This window comes from Microbulbifer bruguierae (assembly GCF_029869925.1).
Taxonomy (GTDB): Bacteria; Pseudomonadota; Gammaproteobacteria; order Pseudomonadales; family Cellvibrionaceae; genus Microbulbifer; species Microbulbifer bruguierae.
In genome coordinates this window covers 1471363-1489504 of the sequence record NZ_CP118605.1, presented here as the reverse complement: position 1 = coordinate 1489504, position 18142 = coordinate 1471363, and the positions used below count along the sequence as shown (strand labels likewise).

Annotated in this window: 17 protein-coding genes; 12 read left to right on the top strand and 5 right to left on the bottom strand. The window is 57.0% G+C overall.

The features are described from left to right. The first annotated feature begins 327 nt into the window (after positions 1–327). From ndk to PVT68_RS06300, 12 genes are all read left to right on the top strand, one after another. The gene (ndk, locus tag PVT68_RS06355) at positions 328–753 is read left to right on the top strand and encodes a nucleoside-diphosphate kinase (protein WP_280321844.1); all 426 of its coding nucleotides are present in this window, start codon (positions 328–330) and stop codon (positions 751–753) included. Between the two features lie 140 nt (positions 754–893). Further along, positions 894–2051, top strand: a complete 1158-nt coding sequence (rlmN, locus tag PVT68_RS06350; RefSeq protein WP_280321843.1) for a 23S rRNA (adenine(2503)-C(2))-methyltransferase RlmN — start codon at positions 894–896, stop codon at positions 2049–2051. 66 nt (positions 2052–2117) lie between these two features. Then, positions 2118–2900 (top strand): type IV pilus biogenesis/stability protein PilW, encoded by a 783-nt coding sequence (gene pilW / locus PVT68_RS06345; protein ID WP_280321842.1) that lies wholly within the window; start codon positions 2118–2120, stop codon positions 2898–2900. Further along, positions 2890–3966: a RodZ domain-containing protein gene (locus tag PVT68_RS06340; RefSeq protein ID WP_280321841.1), complete on the top strand. Its 1077-nt coding sequence runs from the start codon at positions 2890–2892 to the stop codon at positions 3964–3966. Before pilW ends, PVT68_RS06340 begins: the two co-directional genes overlap by 11 nt. 199 nt (positions 3967–4165) lie before the next feature. Then, positions 4166–5287: a flavodoxin-dependent (E)-4-hydroxy-3-methylbut-2-enyl-diphosphate synthase gene (ispG, locus tag PVT68_RS06335; protein ID WP_280321840.1), complete on the top strand. Its 1122-nt coding sequence runs from the start codon at positions 4166–4168 to the stop codon at positions 5285–5287. A gap of 142 nt (positions 5288–5429) precedes the next feature. After that, entirely contained in the window at positions 5430–6692 is a 1263-nt protein-coding gene (gene hisS / locus PVT68_RS06330) for a histidine--tRNA ligase (protein ID WP_280321839.1), read from the top strand. A gap of 51 nt (positions 6693–6743) precedes the next feature. Then, entirely contained in the window at positions 6744–7457 is a 714-nt protein-coding gene (locus PVT68_RS06325; protein ID WP_280321838.1) for a YfgM family protein, read from the top strand. Continuing rightward, positions 7454–8614, top strand: coding sequence for an outer membrane protein assembly factor BamB (bamB, locus tag PVT68_RS06320; protein WP_280321837.1), 1161 nt, complete (start codon positions 7454–7456; stop codon positions 8612–8614). Before PVT68_RS06325 ends, bamB begins: the two co-directional genes overlap by 4 nt. A gap of 126 nt (positions 8615–8740) precedes the next feature. Next, the gene (der, locus tag PVT68_RS06315; protein WP_280321836.1) at positions 8741–10135 is read left to right on the top strand and encodes a ribosome biogenesis GTPase Der; all 1395 of its coding nucleotides are present in this window, start codon (positions 8741–8743) and stop codon (positions 10133–10135) included. 268 nt (positions 10136–10403) lie between these two features. Next, positions 10404–11861: an NAD-dependent succinate-semialdehyde dehydrogenase gene (locus PVT68_RS06310; RefSeq protein WP_280321834.1), complete on the top strand. Its 1458-nt coding sequence runs from the start codon at positions 10404–10406 to the stop codon at positions 11859–11861. A 53-nt stretch (positions 11862–11914) separates the two neighbouring features. Then, positions 11915–12637 carry a tRNA (N6-threonylcarbamoyladenosine(37)-N6)-methyltransferase TrmO gene (gene tsaA, locus PVT68_RS06305; protein ID WP_280321832.1) on the top strand — a complete coding sequence of 241 codons (723 nt, stop codon included), beginning with the start codon at positions 11915–11917 and terminating at the stop codon, positions 12635–12637. After that, positions 12634–13131 carry a protein disulfide oxidoreductase gene (locus PVT68_RS06300; protein WP_280321831.1) on the top strand — a complete coding sequence of 166 codons (498 nt, stop codon included), beginning with the start codon at positions 12634–12636 and terminating at the stop codon, positions 13129–13131. The genes tsaA and PVT68_RS06300 overlap by 4 nt, the downstream gene beginning before the upstream one ends. A gap of 80 nt (positions 13132–13211) precedes the next feature. On the opposite strand, the gene yacG is transcribed toward PVT68_RS06300, so the two are convergent. The 5 genes from yacG to pilB form a co-directional block, all read right to left on the bottom strand. Then, complete coding sequence (gene yacG, locus PVT68_RS06295; RefSeq protein ID WP_280321830.1) at positions 13212–13418, bottom strand: DNA gyrase inhibitor YacG; 207 nt, start codon at positions 13416–13418, stop codon at positions 13212–13214. 14 nt (positions 13419–13432) lie between these two features. Further along, positions 13433–14044 carry a dephospho-CoA kinase gene (gene coaE / locus PVT68_RS06290; protein WP_280321829.1) on the bottom strand — a complete coding sequence of 204 codons (612 nt, stop codon included), beginning with the start codon at positions 14042–14044 and terminating at the stop codon, positions 13433–13435. A gap of 49 nt (positions 14045–14093) precedes the next feature. Beyond that, the gene (locus PVT68_RS06285) at positions 14094–14978 is read right to left on the bottom strand and encodes a prepilin peptidase (RefSeq protein WP_280321828.1); all 885 of its coding nucleotides are present in this window, start codon (positions 14976–14978) and stop codon (positions 14094–14096) included. Between the two features lie 11 nt (positions 14979–14989). Continuing rightward, positions 14990–16204, bottom strand: coding sequence for a type II secretion system F family protein (locus tag PVT68_RS06280; RefSeq protein WP_280321827.1), 1215 nt, complete (start codon positions 16202–16204; stop codon positions 14990–14992). A gap of 177 nt (positions 16205–16381) precedes the next feature. After that, on the bottom strand, positions 16382–18094 hold the full coding sequence (gene pilB, locus PVT68_RS06275; RefSeq protein WP_280321826.1) for a type IV-A pilus assembly ATPase PilB: 1713 nt from the start codon (positions 18092–18094) through the stop codon (positions 16382–16384). Positions 18095–18142 lie beyond the last annotated feature (48 nt).

Genomic DNA, 18142 nt, shown 5'->3' with positions numbered 1-18142 from the left:
CCACCGGCCATGTGCGCTGCCTGCAGGCGAACGGCCCGGAGCCGGGAAAGCTTCATCTGCAGGCAGGTTTCTATTAGCTCTCTGATGTCAGCTCGCTGATACCCGTGTCATGCCGTGCGTCCTGTACACACCTGAAAATCCGACCAAATAGACACGTCTGCAGTACAAAGTTCACGCATCTACGCGTATAATCCGCGCTCCGCGAACGGTGATTGATCAAATAATCGCCAGATCGCGGTCTGAAAGAATTCAGGGAAGAGCAACTGCGGTTGCTCTTTTCGTATCTGCCTAAAACCTTGTTTTTTAAAACCTCAATTGGAGAAAATCATGGCCCTGGAACGCACCCTGTCCATCATCAAGCCGGACGCTGTAGCCAAAAACGTAATCGGTGAAATCGAGAGCCGCTTCGAAAAAGCCGGTCTGCGCATTGTTGCCATGAAAATGGTTCAACTGTCTCAGGAAAAAGCAGAAGGCTTTTACGCTGAGCACAAAGAGCGTCCGTTCTTCAAGGATCTGGTAGATTTCATGACTTCCGGCCCGGTTGTCGTTCAGGTGCTGGAAGGCGAGAACGCCATCAAGGCCAACCGTGATCTGATGGGCGCTACCAACCCGAAGGAAGCGGAAGCTGGCACCATCCGTGCAGACTTCGCTGACAGCATCGACGCTAACGCGGTACACGGCTCCGACTCCGCTGCTTCCGCCGAGCGCGAAGTGAGCTACTTCTTCGCAGCCGAAGAAATCTGCGCACGCTGATTGATAAAGTTGGGCACGTCGCTGTGCTCCTTTGCCCACCTGCCGTGATGTAAAGCAGGTTGGGTAGAGCGCAGCGTGCCCAGCAACCCGGCGATGCCAAAACCGAATTTCCGCATCCACAGTGGATGCAAGGTGAACCCATGACTGACGTACAAGTAGTGCAAGCTGCTAGCGAACAAAGCGAGAAAGTGAACCTGCTGGGCCTGTCCGTAGACAAGCTCGCGGACTTCTTTGCCGGTTTGGGCGAGAAGCGCTTTCGCGCGGTGCAGGTACTCAAGTGGATTCACCAGAATGGTGTGGATGATTTCGAGCAGATGACCAATGTCAGCAAGGCCATGCGGGCCAAGCTGTCAGAGATCGCCGAAGTCCGCGCCCCCAGCGTCCTGAAACAGATGGACTCCGCTGATGGCACCCGCAAGTGGCTGATTGAAGTCAGCGGCGGCAATGTGATCGAGACGGTCTACATCCCCGATGGCGACCGCGGCACCCTGTGTGTGTCCTCCCAGGTTGGCTGCTCCCTGGATTGCAGCTTCTGCGCCACCGGCAAGCAGGGTTTCAACCGCGACCTGACCGCTGCCGAGATCATTGGTCAGGTGTGGATCGCGTGTAAATCTTTTGGTCAGTTGCAGCCTAACGGTCCACGCAAGGTCACCAATGTGGTGATGATGGGTATGGGTGAGCCGCTGCTCAATTTCGACAACGTGGTCGATTCCATGAACCTGATGATGGAAGACAATGCCTATGGCATCTCCAAGCGTCGGGTAACTCTGAGTACTTCCGGTGTGGTGCCGGCCCTCGACCGCCTGGCGGAAGTGACCGATGTGAGCCTGGCGATCTCCCTGCACGCGCCCAATGATGAGCTGCGTAACGTGCTGGTGCCCATCAACAAGAAGTACCCCATTGCCATGTTGCTCGATAGCGCAAAGCGCTATATCGAGAATATGCCGGACAACCATCGCAAGATGACCATCGAATACACCATGATCCGGGACGTGAATGATCGGCCGGAACATGCCGAGCAGCTGGCAGAGTTACTGCGCGATGTGCCGGTAAAGATAAATCTGATACCCTTCAATCCGTTCGAGCTGTCCGATTATCAGCGGGTCAGTAACAACGCTTTGCGACGTTTTCAACAGATTTTGTTGGACAAAGGCTATACCGTAACCGTGCGTACCACCCGGGGCGATGACATCGCCGCAGCCTGTGGTCAGCTGGCTGGTCAGGTAAACGACCGCACTCGTCGCTCGGAGCGCTACCGCAATGCGGAACGCCCGGTGCGGATCGTCGGGCAGACCTGATCATTCACCGACGTCACGTTGGTGCATCAGCTGTATATCGCACCCAATAAAGACAAGGTGAAGCTCGTGTTTGCAAGAATTCCCAACCCGGCGCTCCTGGCCGGGTTACTCGTATCCCTGCTGCTCAGTGGTTGTGTTACCACCAACTCCGGTCGACAGGTCGACCTCGACAAGGCTCGCGAAACCCACATTCAGCTGGGTTTGCGCTACCTCCAGAGTGGTGACGAAAATCGTGAGGTGGCCCGTCACCATTTCCAGCAAGCCCTCAAGCTGGGCAAAAAAGACCCCCAGGCCCATCACGGTCTTGCGCTGCTCTATCAGGCGGATGGCGAAAACAAAGTGGCGGAATCCCATTTTGAAAAGGCGCTCCGCTACGATCACAATTTTTCCATGGCGCGGGTCAACTACGGTGCTTTTCTCTACAAGCAGGAGCGCTACCAGCAGGCCAGAGAGCAGTTCAGGGTGGCTTCGGAGGATCTCGCCTATAACCGTCGCTCCTATGCGCTGGCCAACCTGGGCCGCGCCGAGTTGAGGTTGCACAACCTGAACGGCGCCGAGACAGCCTTCCAGAAATCTCTCGCGCTCAGTCCGGATCTCCCCATCGCGCTTCTGGAGCTGGCAGAGCTGAAATTCGAAAAACAGGATTACTCCCAGGCAAAGCAGTACCTGGATCGCTTCAGCGAAAAGAACCGGCAGATACCGCAATCCCTATGGCTGGGGATTCGCATCGAGAAAATCTTCGGCAATCGGGACAAGGAAAGGAGTTACGCCCTGGCGCTGAAAAACCTCTTTCCCTACTCAGCGGAAACGCTGAAGTACCAGCAGATGATGGCCGAAAATGAGCAGTAATGACCCGATCCCAAATAACCAGATTCAGGACGCGGTAAATTCCGCTACTGGCGCAGTGCCAGTGACCCGCGTCGGCGCGCAGTTGCGGGAGGCCCGCGAAGCTGCAGGCCTGACCCGGGCGGAGCTGGCCCAGCGCCTGTGTATGAGCGGCGACAAACTCGAGGCTCTTGAGCAGGATGACTTCGCGCGCTTTGCCGGAGCCACCTATGTGCGCGGTTATATCCGCAACGTCTGCAAAGAGTTGAAGCTGGATGCGGGCCCTGTGTTGGAGATATTTTCCCGGCAGGTGCCTGAGGAACCGAAGGTGGTGCCGGGGCAGGCGAAGCTCGGTCCGGTAATGGCAAAGCCTCGCGGCGCTCGGGAAGGAGGGGCCGCGTTCCGCCCCGTCTTCCTGCTGCTTGCCGTTGCTGCCGCCGCTGGTTACTGGTGGATCGATCAGCAGGGTATTGCTCGTCTGCACTCGTCTGTTGCCCAAGTGGCGCAGGAGGAATCCGGTGCTGTTGCCGCGGAGTTGGAAGTGTCCGGCCAGCTGGCCGCGGGTGCGGCGGAGTCGGAAGGTGGCCCCGAGCTCAGTGAACGTGCGCTGCCACCGGCGGAAATGGCCACCGTGGTAGAAACTCCTGCAGAGTGGGAGAGCGGGCAGCCGGAGACCGATGCCGAGGTTGCTCAGATTGCAGAAGCTCAGGTTGAAGCCCCTGATGAGTCGGTGACAGAGGAGACCGGGCCCACGTCAACAGGGTCGGACACGGTTGCTGTGGTGGAAACTGTGGAGTCAGTGGGGTCGGAGGTGCCGGAGGTGCAGGAATCTCTGGTTGCTCCAGTTGAGGACTCGGCGCTGGCCCTGTCGTTCTCCGCCGAATCCTGGGTCGAAGTGACCGATGCCGCGGGCAACAAATTACTGTCGAAGCTGCAGCCTGCGGGCTCTACCGTACAGCTGACTGGTGAGGCTCCCTTTAGCGTGATGCTGGGTAACGCCGCAGCCACCACCGTGAGTTATGCCGGCAAAGAAGTCGACAGCGCCCCTCTGGGCAACCGCCGCACCCGTAAACTCACAGTAGGCGGCTAACAAATCCTTGTAGGAGCCTGCCTGCAGGCAGTGAGGGGCGCGAAGCGCAGCAGCTTTCGTCCGCAAGCAGGCTCTTACCTACAGATTGCCACAGTACATTTTTCCCCGCGCCCTGTAGCTTTGCGCCCAATCTCTCTATAATCCTCCCCGTTTTTCACCTACGGTTTTAACCCGCTCTTCAGCCAACGCAGGTCTTGTTATGCAGTTCGAGTCACCCATAGTTCGCCGCGTGTCGCGCCAGATCATGGTGGGCAATGTGCCGGTCGGCGGCGGTGCGCCCATCTCGGTGCAGAGCATGACCAATACCGAAACCTGCGACGTGGCGGCCACCGTGGATCAAATCCAGCGCCTGGAGCGGGCCGGTGCCGATATCGTGCGAGTTTCCGTGCCCTCCATGGACGCCGCGGAAGCCTTTGGCGAGATCAAGAAACAGGTGAATGTGCCGCTGGTAGCGGATATCCACTTCGATTACCGCATCGCCCTGCGAGTGGCGGATCTCGGGGTAGACTGCCTGCGCATCAATCCGGGCAATATTGGCCGCGAACACCGCATTCGCGCAGTGGTGGACAAGGCGCGGGATCTGAATATCCCGATCCGCATCGGCGTCAACGCCGGTTCTCTGGAAAAAGACCTGCAGAAAAAATACGGTGAGCCCACGCCAGATGCCCTGGTGGAATCCGCCCTGCGTCACGTAGATATCCTCGATAGCCTGAACTTCCAGGACTTCAAGGTGAGCGTCAAGGCCTCCGATATTTTCATGGCCACCGCCGCCTACCGCAAACTGGCTACCCAGATTGAGCAGCCCCTGCACCTGGGTATTACTGAAGCCGGTGGCCTGCGCGCAGGCACAGTGAAATCGGCAATTGGCCTTGGCGCGCTCTTGCTGGACGGGATTGGCGATACCCTGCGGGTATCCCTCGCCGCGGATCCGGTGGAAGAGGTTAAGGTGGGTTGGGATCTGCTCAAGAGCCTGCGCCTGCGCACCAAAGGCATCAATTTTATCGCCTGCCCCAGCTGCTCTCGCCAGAACTTCGATGTGGTGAAGACCATGAACGAGCTGGAAACCCGTCTGGAAGATATCACCACGCCACTGGACGTGGCGGTAATTGGTTGCATCGTGAATGGCCCGGGCGAGGCAAAAGAAGCGGATATCGGTCTCGCCGGCGGCACGCCGAGTCATGCCATCTACGTAGACGGCCAGCCAGACCGCAAATTCAAGAATGACAATCTGGTGGATGATCTGGAAAAACTGATCCGCGAGAAAGCTGCCCAAAAGGCCGCTCAGGAAGCCAGTATCATTGCCAAAGAAACGATCGAGTAGCCGCCGGGAGCGCGGAGCTCCAGCTCCGCCACGCGGGCGCAGAGCCCGTGCCCAAACATCGGATTTACGCGTGCTGCTTACGCACGCGAAGCGGAGCTGGAGCTCCGCGCTCCAGAAACCGCCAAGATTTTAAGGACTACCGTTGAAACAACTTCGCGCCATTCGCGGCATGAACGATTTGCTGCCCACCCAATCCCCGGTGTGGCAGTACGTGGAAAGTACCCTCAGCGAACTCTTCGCCCGTTACGGCTACAGTGAAATCCGCACCCCGATTCTGGAGGCGACCCAGCTGTTCGCGCGCGCTGTCGGTGAGGCTACCGATATCGTCGAAAAGGAAATGTACACCTTCGATGACAAGGGCGGTGACAGTGTCACCATGCGCCCGGAAGGCACCGCCGGCACCGTGCGCGCTGCGATTCAGAACAACCTGCTGATCCAGCCCCAGCGCCTGTGGTATTTCGGTCCCATGTTCCGCTACGAGCGCCCGCAGAAAGGTCGCTTGCGTCAGTTCCACCAGTTTGGGGTGGAGGTGTTCGGTATCGAAGGCCCGGACATCGATGCCGAGATCCTGATGATGACGGCTCGTCTGTGGAAGCAGCTGGGTGTATCCGAACACGTATCCCTGCAGCTCAACTCCCTGGGCAACAGCGAGAGCCGTGCGGCTTACCGCGATGCGCTGGTGGAGTACCTGTCCGCACGCAAGGATCAGCTGGATGAAGACAGTCAGCGTCGCCTGGAGCGCAACCCGCTGCGTATTCTCGACAGCAAAAATGCCGGGACGCAGGAACTGCTGGCGGATGCCCCTTGTCTACTGGACTTCCTCGACGAGGAATCCCGTACGCACTTTGAACAGCTGCGCGCATTCCTGGACTCCGCAGGTGTGGTTTACGAGGTCAATCCGCGCCTGGTACGCGGGCTGGATTACTACGGCAAGACCGTGTTCGAGTGGGTGACCGACAGTCTCGGTGCCCAGGGCACAGTGTGCGCAGGCGGCCGCTACGATGGCCTGGTGGAGCAGATGGGCGGCAAGCCCACCCCGGCGGTGGGCTTTGGCCTCGGTGTCGAGCGCCTGGTGTTGCTGCTCGAGACCCTGCAGGTGCTGCCGGAGGCCCTGGATCAACAGATCGACGCCTATCTGGTTGCTGTGGGTGATGTACAATCCGAAGCCCTGGCGGCGGCGGAACAGCTGCGCACGGAATTGCCCTGGCTGCGGCTGCAGACACACTGCGGTGGCGGCAGCTTCAAGAGTCAGATGAAAAAGGCCGACAAGAGCAATGCGGAATACGCATTGATCATCGGCGAAGATGAAGCGGCAGCCGGCAAGGTGACGGTCAAATCCCTGCGTTCGGATGCCGAGCAGCAGACCGTCGAGCTGGCGGAACTGCCGAAAATTCTGCAGGCATAATGCCCGCAAACCGTTTTATAGATTGGATGTTGAGAATAAGGCGAATAAGTAATGGCTGACCATTTGACCGAAGAAGAACAGATTGAATCGCTCAAGCGCTGGTGGAAAGAAAATGGCACCGGGATCGTTACCGGTGTGGTACTGGCGTTAGCTGCCTACTTTGGCTGGCAGTGGTGGCAGGGCAAGGAGCGCACGGAAGCGGAAGCCGCCTCCAACGTGTATCAGAGCTTTGTAGAAGCCGTTTCTGCCAACCAGGGCAACCCGGACAACAAACAGCTGACTACCGCCCAATCCCTGGCCCGCGAGCTTAAAGACTCCTACGCTGCGCGCATCTACTCGGCTCAGGCATCGCTGCAACTGGCCGGTTTGGCGGCGCAGAAAAACGATCTGGAAGCAGCAGCCAGGGAGCTGCAGTGGGTACTGGACAACTCCGGTGAAGAAGCACTGAAACTGGTGGCTAAGCGCCGTCTGGCGGCGGTAAAAGCAGCCCGAGGTGAAACCAGCGAAGCGCTGGCGCTGCTGGAAGGTAATGTGCCCGCTTCTTTCGCGGCACTTTACGCAGAGACCCGCGGCGACATCTTGATGCAAAAAGGCGACAAGGAAGCTGCCCGCAGCGCATACCTGGAAGCCCGCGCTCAGCTGCTGCCGGAACAGGCTGCCAATGGCCGCCTGCTGGAACTGAAAATTGAAAGCCTGGGAGAAGCGCCTGCGGCGAATAACGCAGACAGCGGAAGCGAAGCAGACAAGGAGAGCGACGCGCAATGATTGTTAATCACAAGGCGCTCAACCGGATCGTCGCCGTGGCCCTGGCAGCGATGATCAGTGCCTGTGCTTCCAACGATGAAAAGGAAGACACGGATCCCGTAGAGCTGGTGGAAATCAGCGAAAGCGTCAAGCTGCGCGAAGTCTGGTCCAACAATATTGGCGACATCGACGCCCTGCGTTATGCCATGCTCAAGCCCGGCATCATTGATGGCAAGGTCATTGCCGCCAACAGTGACGGCGACGTCTACGCCTTTGACCGCACCAGCGGCAAGCGCCTGTGGCGGGTCGATATCGACCAGTCCATCAGCGGTGGTGTCGGCGTTGGTCTTGGTCTGGCGGTCGTTGCCGATTACCGCGGCAGGGTAGTCGCGCTGGATCTCAATACCGGCGAGCAGCGCTGGACCACGCAGCTCAGCGGCGAAGTTGTTGCCACTCCGGCAGTAGGATCCGGCATGGTGGTGGTGCAGACCGTGGACGGCAAGCTGCTGGGGCTGGATGCCAGTACCGGTGAACAGCGCTGGCGCCACAATACGCAGTTGCCGGTACTGACCCTGCGTGGCACTTCCAGTCCGGTGATTTCCGCGGGTCTGGTGTTTGCCGGCCTCGATAACGGCAAGCTGATCGCCCTCAGCGCGACCGACGGTATTACCCGCTGGGAGCAGCGGGTTGCGATTCCCCAGGGGTCAGCCGAGCTCGACCGTGTAGTGGATATCGACGGCGCGCCGCTGGTGCGCGGTGAACTGGTGTTTGCCGCCAGTTACCAGGGGCGGGTGGTGGCACTGTCCCGGGATGAAGGTCGCGGACTCTGGGCTCGTGATGCGTCCACCAACCACAGTGTTTCCGTGGGCGCCGGTCAGGTGTACCTGAGCAGCGCCGACGGCAGTGTCCACGCCTACAATGTAGGTAATGGGCAGATTTTGTGGACCAACAGCGAATTGCTGCGTCGCCAGCTGAGCGGCCCCACCTACTTTGGTGATGTCGTGGTTGTGGGGGATTTTGAGGGCTATCTGCACGCCCTGGATCCGTCCACGGGTCGCTTTGTCGGCCGCACCCGTATCGACAGAGATCCGGTGCGCATCCCGCTGCTGGTGGATGGCGACCTGCTGTTCGCGCTGTCTGACGACGGCGAACTGGTTGCGCTGACTCTGGAGCGCTGATCGGGATTTTTCAGGGTTTTTAACCCTGTTGTAGGAGCCTGCCTGCAGGCGAACCAAGACCGCCCGCGTTCTCGCGGGCGTTCGTATTTCTGGCAAATCTATTTTTGCCCTACGTAGACTCGAATTATGTTGCCTGTAATCGCCCTTGTAGGGCGCCCCAATGTGGGAAAATCCACCCTGTTCAACCGGCTCACCAAGAGCCGCGATGCCCTGGTGGCCAACTATGCCGGCCTCACCCGTGACCGTAAGTACGGTGAAGCGGAGTTTGAAGGCCGCAAAATGATCCTGGTCGACACCGGTGGTATCAGCGGTGGCGAAGAGGGCATTGACGCCGCCATGGCCCAGCAATCCATGCAGGCCATCGAAGAGGCCGACTTTGTGCTGTTCATGGTGGATTGCCGTGCCGGCCTGACGCCGGCGGATGACATGATCGCCGAGCGCCTGCGCACCCGTTCCAAGCCCACCATTCTGGTTGCCAACAAGGTCGACGGGGTTAACCCGGATATCGCCCTGGCACCATTTTATGAGCTGGGGATCGGTGAACTCTTCCCCACTACTGCCACCCACGGCCGCGGTGTGCGTTCACTGATGGAGCGCCTGGTCCAGGGCCTGCCGGAAAGCGGTGAAGAAGAAGTCGAGGAAGAAGCCACTGGCATCAAGATCGGCATCGTCGGTCGTCCCAATGTGGGCAAGTCCACCCTGGTAAACCGTTTGCTCGGTGAAGACCGCGTGGTGGTTTTCGACCAGCCCGGCACTACTCGCGACAGCGTGTACATCAACTACACCCGCGACGAAAAGCCTTACACGATCATCGACACCGCGGGTATCCGTCGGCGCAAGAACGTCAAGGAATCGGTGGAGAAATTCTCCATCGTCAAAACCCTGCAGGCGGTGGAAGATGCCAACGTCGTGGTACTGGTGATCGATGCCAGTGAAGGCCTGGTGGACCAGGACATGCACCTGATGGGCAGCGTTATCCAGGCTGGTCGCGCGCTGGTGGTAGCGCTGAACAAATGGGATGGCCTCGACCCGGACCATCGTGAATTCGTTAAAACCGAACTGGAGCGTCGCCTGCGGTTTGTGGATTTTGCGGATATTCACTTTATTTCCGCCCTGCACGGCACTGGTGTTGGCAACCTGTATCAGTCCATCGAGGCCGCGTATCAGTCGGCAACAGACAAGCTCTCGACCAACCATCTCACACGTATTTTGCAGTGGGCGGTAAGTGAGCACCAACCACCACTGGTCAACGGCCATCGCATCAAACTGCGCTATGCCCACGCCGGTGGACAAAATCCGCCGATCATTGTGATCCACGGAAACCAGACCGAGGATGTGCCGAACCACTACGTTCGCTACCTCGAAAAAACCTATCGTCAGGCCCTGGACCTGCACGGTACACCGGTGAAAATCGAATTCCGCACCGGTAAAAACCCCTACGCGGGCAAAAAGAACAAGCTCACTGACCGTCAAAAGGCGAGAAAGCGCCGCCTGATGAAGTTTGTGAAAAAGAAAAAATAAAGCAGGGATTCGCGCGGGGCGGCGCAATACCCGTGAAGTAAAGGTGATCAAATTCACGCGGGGCTAAACTTGGCGCAAACGCCAGGCTAGCCCGGCGTTTCCAGCGGGCTCTCTGAAGGAGCCTGCCTGCAGGCGAACTCTCATTCCCCATGTAGGTTGGGCAAAGCAAGGCGTGTCCAACAAACCGGTTGCGGAGCGGCAACGCCGCGCTCCCGATCCTGTAGGAGTCTGCCTGCAGATGAACCTCAAATAAACACAAGGAGCCCCCGTGTTGAACCTCAAAAATCCCGACCTGCTGCGCAAACACGCCTACATCAATGGCCAGTGGATTGACTCGGACTCTGGTGAAACTCTCGACGTTATTAACCCCGCCAGCGGCGAAACCGTCGCCACCATTGCCAGCTGTGGCGCAGACGAAACCCGTCGTGCCATTGAGGGAGCGAACGAAGCCTGGCCAGAATGGCGAGACCTGACCGTCAAGGAGCGCGCGAAAATTCTGCGCGACTGGTACAACCTTATTGTCGACAATGCCGACGACCTGGCAAAAATTCTCACCGCGGAACAGGGTAAACCCCTGGCCGAGGCTCGTACCGAAATTCTCTACGGTGCCAATTATCTCGAGTGGTTTGCCGAAGAAGCCAAGCGCGCCTACGGCGACGTCATCGCACCGCCCTCCAAAGACAAGCGCATCGTCGTTATCAAGCAGCCCGTGGGCGTCACCGCCTCCATCACCCCGTGGAATTTTCCCAGTGCCATGATTGCGCGCAAAGTGGCCCCGGCACTGGCCGCCGGTTGTACTTTCGTCGCCAAACCCGCTTCAGAGACGCCACTCTCTGCCCTGGCAATGGCGGTGCTGGCAGAGCAAGCCGGTGTGCCCAAAGGTGTATTCAGCGTTGTGGTGGGGAAAAGCTCGCGGGCAATCGGCAAGGAAATGACCACCAACCCCCTGGTGCGCAAATTTACCTTCACCGGCTCCACTGCCGTGGGTAAACAGCTGCAGGCGCAGTGTGCCGAGACCATCAAGAAAACCTCCATGGAGCTGGGAGGCAATGCGCCATTTATTGTTTTTGATGATGCGGACATCGACGAAGCCGTCAAAGGTGCGATCGTGTGTAAATATCGCAATGCCGGCCAGACCTGCGTGTGCGCCAACCGGATTCTGGTTCAGGAAAGTGTATTCGATGTGTTCGCGGAAAAATTCAGCGCAGCGGTCAACGCACTGAAGTTGGGTAACGGCATGGAAGAGGGGGTAGACGTTGGCCCCATGATCAATCCGGGGGCCGTGAACGATGTCAGGGCGCTGGTGGAAGACGCCATTAGCAAGGGTGCCAAAAACCTGAATGAAGGCGGTCCCAGTGAGTTGGGTGAGTGCTTCTATACCCCCACGGTGGTGTCCGGTGTAGACGACACCATGAAACTCTTCCGCGAAGAAATTTTCGGCCCCATCGCCCCACTGTATAAATTCAGCAGTGAGGAAGAAGCTATCCAAATCGCCAACGACACCGAATTCGGCCTCGCGTCCTACTTTTACGCCCGTGATATTGGCCGTATCTGGCGTGTAGCGGAGGGTCTGGAATACGGTATGGTGGGTATCAACGAAGGGATTATTTCCAACGAAATGGCGCCCTTTGGCGGTATCAAACAATCCGGCACCGGTCGCGAAGGTTCCAAATACGGTATCGACGACTACCTGGAAATCAAATACCTCTGCATGGGCGGTATTTGAGCCGACTGCCGAACTGGGAGCTCTGCGCTCCCAGTTCACACGAAATAGAAAAAATGACCATAGTCCCAATAGCCACCACCCACTCCTGCTTCACCGAAAAATTCGGCATCCCTCGCCAGCCCCTGTTGGCGGATGCCAGCCGCGCGGCCATTGAACTTCTGACCCCCTACAACGATCCCGAAACTATCGCTGGTCTGGAGCAACACAGCCATCTCTGGCTAACGTTTCAGTTCCATCAGGTGGCCGGCCAGTGGTCCCCGAAAGTCCGCCCGCCGCGCTTGGGGGGCAATAAAAAACTCGGTGTATTCGCCACCCGCTCGCCGTTCCGACCAAACAACATCGGTCTCTCTGTAGTGCGTCTGATCGAGGTGCGTTCAAGTCCAAGGGTGGAACTGATCGTCGCCGGTGCCGACCTGCTGGACGGAACCCCCATTCTGGATATCAAACCCTATATCCCCTATGCCGATTCGGTACCCTCTGCTCACAGCCAACTCGCGGAGCAGGCCCCCGCACCTGTGCCGGTCATAATCCCTCCAGCGGTAACGGCCAAAGCCCGCGAATACCAGGACGACTGGGGTACCGACCTCCCCGCATTGATACAACAAGTACTGGCCCAGGATCCAAAGCCCGCCTACCAGCAACCGGATCCCCAACGGATATACGGTATGGAGCTGTGCGGCTATAACCTGCAGTGGCGCTACGACAATGGAACCATCGAAGTGACGGGATTGGATGTGCTCAGAGCAGACTCGCTGAGAAAGGAAGCAGAGCAATGAGGTGGCGTCAGCGGCTGTGGTCGCTGGTCAAGTTTATCCTGCTGGCAGGGGCCATTTTCAGTGCCGTATCCTGGTACCACAGCCGCAATATGCCAAAGGGTATGGCTCCTCAAATGGTTGCCACTGATACCCGCGGGCAGGCAGTCAACCTGGCGGAAATGACCGAAAACGGCCCGGTATTGATTTACTTCTGGGCGACCTGGTGTGGTTACTGCCGCGCCGTTTCCCCGGCAGTTTCACAGCTGGCGCAAGACCATCAGGTTCTCACCATTGCCCTGCAGTCTGGAAGCGAACAGGACGTGACCAATTACCAGCAAAAGCACGACCTGAACTTCACCACCATCAACGACCCTTTGGGCCAACTCAGCAATAGCTGGGGCCTACAGGTGACGCCAACAATCGTCATCGTGGATAGGCAGGGCAAAGTCAGTGCGGTAACGTCGGGAATGACGTCGAAATGGGGCTTACAGGCAAGGCTGTGGCTGGCCGATTAACGCGGCGGGAACGCGAAACTCTTTATTGAAGCCGAAGACTCCAGCCACGAATGCCGAGCTGGGGCTCTGCATTCCCGGTTTCAGTGGCGAGTCTTGCTCGGATCCAAATCGTCACTCAGAACGTCATCATAAACCGGCTGCCCGGGGATCTTGTGGCCCTCACTGGCCCACTCGCCTAAATCAATCAACTTGCAGCGCTCACAGCAAAATGGCCGGTGCGGATACTGTTCACTCCACTCAATGGGTTTCTTGCAGGTAGGGCAGCTGAGGGTAGGGCGGTCAGACATGAGAATCACAACAATCAGAATTCAGAAGCCAGTTGGAGATACCTCGTGTGGAGGGCATCCACCTGAGCATAAAGGGAATCAAGTGAGCCGCTATTATCCAGAATATCGTCCGCCTTTGCACACCGCTGTGTTCGCGGTAGCTGCGCCGCCATAATCTTGCGAATCTGTTCAGGCGAATTGCCATCCCGTGACGAAGCCCGCTCCAGTTGAGTCAGCTCCGGCAAGTCGATCACACAGATTCGCTGGACCATCGCAGACTGCCCGGACTCGATTAACAGTGGTGATTCAAGAATCGCGTAAGGGGCCGGGTGAGTTTGCGGGCTAGCAGCGAGTGCCGAAACAATTTCCTCGCGAATCAATGGGTGGGTCAGTTGCTCCAGCCAGCGCCGTTCCGCCGGCTCGTCAAATACGCGCTTGCGCAGTGCCGCACGGTCCAGGCTCCCATCTGCCAGCACCATCTCCGCCCCAAAATGCTCTGCAATTGCCGCCAAGGCCGGCCGCCCGGGCTCAACCACAAGCCGCGCCGCCTGGTCCGCATCCACCACGTTTACGCCGTGGCTTCGGAACCGTGCGGACGCAGCTGATTTGCCGCTACCGATACCACCAGTCAATCCAACCGTAAACATACCAACTCGCCCCTTCCCGGGAACGCCGAGCGCCAGCTCGGCAAACCAACTAGCTATTCAACCCAGAAATCCGAAAATACCACCCCATAATCACTTCTCCCCACAACATGGCAATCCAGGCTGCGCCAGCGAGATATGGCCCAAAGGCGATCGGCAAATTCTTGTCCCGTCCGGAAATCACTGTCCACAAAATCCCCACGAGGGCGCCGACCGCCGCGGACAGCGGAATTACCAACAATACGGACTGCCAGCCGAACCAGGCGCCAATGGCCGCAAGGATTTTGAAATCCCCCGCACCCATGCCTTCCTTGCCGGTCACCAGCTTGAACAGGTGAAATACACTCCACAGGGAAAGGTAGCCGACTATTGCCCCGATCACCGCTTCCTGCAGCGGCACAAATACACCCCACAGGTTGATCACCAGCCCCGCCCACAGCAGCGGCAGAGTGATATTGTCGGGAAGCAACTGCTTGTCAAAATCAATCCCGGTCAAGGCCACCAGCGCCCAGGTAAAAAACACCCCCGCCAGCGCCTGCCAGGTAAAGCCAAGCTGCCACACCACCACCGCCGTCAGGATGCCGGTCACCAGCTCTACCAGCGGGTAGCGTTTGGATATGGGCGTACCACAGCGGCCACATTTACCCCGCAGCATCAGGTAGCTGATGATGGGGATATTCTCCCAGGGCTTGATCTCCGTCTTGCATTTGGGGCAGTGGGAGTGGGGGAGAACGAGATTGTAGGTTTCGCTTAGTTGCTTTTGTTCTTCTTTGGAAGGTTGCTTGTCAAAGTAACTGTAAAAATCCCGCTGATACTCCCGCTCCATCATGATGGGTAGACGGTGGATAACAACATTCAGGAAACTGCCGATCAGCAGGCCTAAAACAAAAGCGCTGCTAAGTAGCAGCGCTGGGTAAGTAGAAAAGTATTCGAACATATCGGGTTCTTTTAAATCACGTTGCCCAGGTTGAAGATTGGCAGATACATGGCAACCAGCAGTCCGCCAACCAGCACGCCCAAGATGGACATAATCATTGGCTCCAGCATGGTCGTCAGGTTATCTACAAGGTTGTCTACGGCTTCTTCGTAAAAATCCGCCGCTTTACCCAGCATTTCATCCAGTGCACCGGATTCTTCGCCGATGGCTGCCATTTGCACCAGCATGTTGGGGTAGAGGCCAGACTGTCCCATTGCTGCATTGAGAGGGATGCCGGTCGCAACGGAGTCGCGAATTTTCAGCGTCGCCTCTTCGTATACGACGTTGCCAGTGGCCCCAGCCACGGATTTGAGGGCATCAATCAACGGAACACCGGCGGCAAAGGTTGTGGCCAGGGTACGTGAAAAGCGTGCGGCAATGGAGTTATAGGTGATCAGGCCAAGTACCGGAATTTTGAGCATCAGCTTGTCAAAAAAGTTGGCAACATTTTTATTGCGCTTTTTTATTTCAATCGTGCCGCCAATGCCGACAACAATGCAAATAAAGGATATCAACCAGTATTCCTGCATCCACTCCGAAATTCCCATTACAAAAAGCGTAAATGCGGGCAGCTCTGCGCCGAAGCCGGCAAAGGTCGATGCAAATTGCGGCACAACTTTCACCAGCAAAATCGCGGTAACCACAATCGCGACTACGATAACCATTACCGGGTAGGTCATGGCTTTCTTGATCTTTTTCTTGAGGGATTCCGTTTTTTCTTTGTAGGTGGCAATTCTGTCGAGCATGGTCTCGAGCGCACCGGATTGTTCACCTGATGAGACGAGGTTACAGAACAGATCGTCGAAATACAGGGGGTGTTTGCGTAGCGCATCGGCAAAAGCTGTACCGGAGGCAACTTCGTCTTTGACTTTGGAAATCAGCTCTTTTACCCCGGGGTTATCGGAGCCATCAGCGACAATTTCAAAGCTCTGTACCAGCGGGACACCGGCTTTCATCATGGTGGCGAGTTGTCGGGTAAACAGGGCAATATCGGAAGGTGAGACTTTTTTGCTGGCAGAAAATAGCGGTTTGGGCTTTTTCTGTACCCGGTTTGCAATAATTCCCTGGCGGCGTAGTTGGGCCTTAACCAGGGCCGGATTGGTGCCGTTGATCTCGCCAGCAACTTTGTTGCCTTTGGCGTCCACGCCCTTATAGGTGTAAGCAACTGCGGCGGCAGCTTTGGCCATGGCTCTATTTCCCGTTGGTCTTAAAAACGAGGTCAATTTGACCCCGAAATACATGTATTTTGTTGTTCGCCATTCTGGACCTGAATCGCAATCGTCTTTTCGAGGTTAATCCGAAATCCATGTCTGGCAGAATTCGGCTTTCAAGACTGCGTCAAGGTCGCTGTGACGAGTTGGTTATTAGTCGTTGGTAACCCGGTTGGCCTCTTCGAGACTGGTGATACCCATTGTCACCTTGCGCAGTGCCGAGGTGCGGAGGTTATTGAACCCCTCCTTCCTTGCCTGATCGGCAATCTGAATGGAATTACCACCCTCCATTATAATGCGTGAAATTCCGTCAGTTATGCGAACTACTTCATACACACCTACGCGTCCCTTATAGCCATTGGAGCAGTGCTCGCAACCGACAGGCTGGTAAATTTGCCATTCATTCTTTGGGATGGTGACCGTATCAAAACCCTCGTCTTTCAGCACTTCGTCTGGCAGCTGGACCGGCTTTTTGCACTCCCCGCAAAGGCGTCGCGCGAGCCGCTGAGCGATAATCACGCTTACCGAGGTGGCGATATTGAAGGTTGGTACCCCCATGTTCATCAGGCGGGTCAGGGTTTCCGGTGCAGAGTTGGTATGCAGGGTGGATAGCACCAAGTGACCGGTCTGGGCGGCCTTGATCGCAATTTCTGCGGTTTCCAGATCCCGAATCTCACCCACCATCACAATATCAGGGTCCTGTCGGAGGAAGGAGCGCAGTGCCTCCGCAAAATTGAGTCCCACCTTGTTGGAGACGTTAACCTGATTGATGCCTTCCAGGTTGATTTCCACCGGGTCTTCGGCGGTAGAAATATTGCGCTCAGCGGTATTCAGAATGTTCAGACCCGTATAAAGGGATACGGTTTTACCGGAGCCAGTGGGGCCTGTCACCAGGATCATGCCCTGAGGTTGAGCCAGGGCATCCATATAGATTTTCTTCTGCTCTTCCTCGTACCCCAGAGCGTCAATCCCGAGTTTCGCGGAGGAGGGGTCCAGAATCCGCAGAACAATTTTCTCGCCCCAGAGGGTGGGCAGGCTGTTTACCCGGAAGTCAATCGCCTTGGTTTTGGACAGCTTCATTTTGATCCGTCCATCCTGGGGAACCCGCCGTTCAGAGATGTCCATCTTCGACATTACTTTCAGGCGGGCGGAAATTCGGGTAGCCAGTTGGATAGGGGGGCGGGCAACTTCATGCAAAACGCCATCAGTGCGTAAACGTACTCGATAGGTTTTCTCGTAGGGTTCAAAGTGAATATCTGAGGCACCTGTACGGATGGCATCCAGCAGTACTTTGTTTACAAAACGTACAACCGGAGCCTCGTCGCCACCGGGCTCGTTGTCTTCTTCACGATTTGTATCGCCGCTTTCTATGCTGAGGCTGTCAAGGTCTTCGTCATCCAGTCCCTCCAGGCCTTTACCTATATCCCCGTTGTTAGACAGGTAGCTCTCAATGGCTTTGGCGAGCTTGTCGGCTTCAACCAATACCGCGTCGGTACTGAGACCGGTGTTGAAGTTGATTTCATCGAGGCCTGCCAGATTGGTGGGATCGGCGACGGCGACAAATAGTCGGTTACCGCGCTTGAACAAAGGCAGCGCAAAGTGCTTGCTGATCAACTTCTCGTCAACAATACCGTGGGGCAGTAAATCAAAGTTGTAGCTGGAAAGGTCGAACAATGGGCTGCCAAACGCTTGCGAAGCGATATTGGCCAGCTCTCGACTTTTAATCAGCTTGGCTTCTACCGCGTGCTGGGCAAAGGTTTGCCCTTCGCGTTTGGCTGCCTTGATGGCAGATTGAGCCGTGGCCTCATCGATAGCATTGTCAGAAACCAGCCGCTTGGCCAGACCACTTAAGGGAGTGCTGCTCATGGGGAACCGCTGTTAGTGTGCCGATTAAAAGTTATTTCTTTTGTTTAA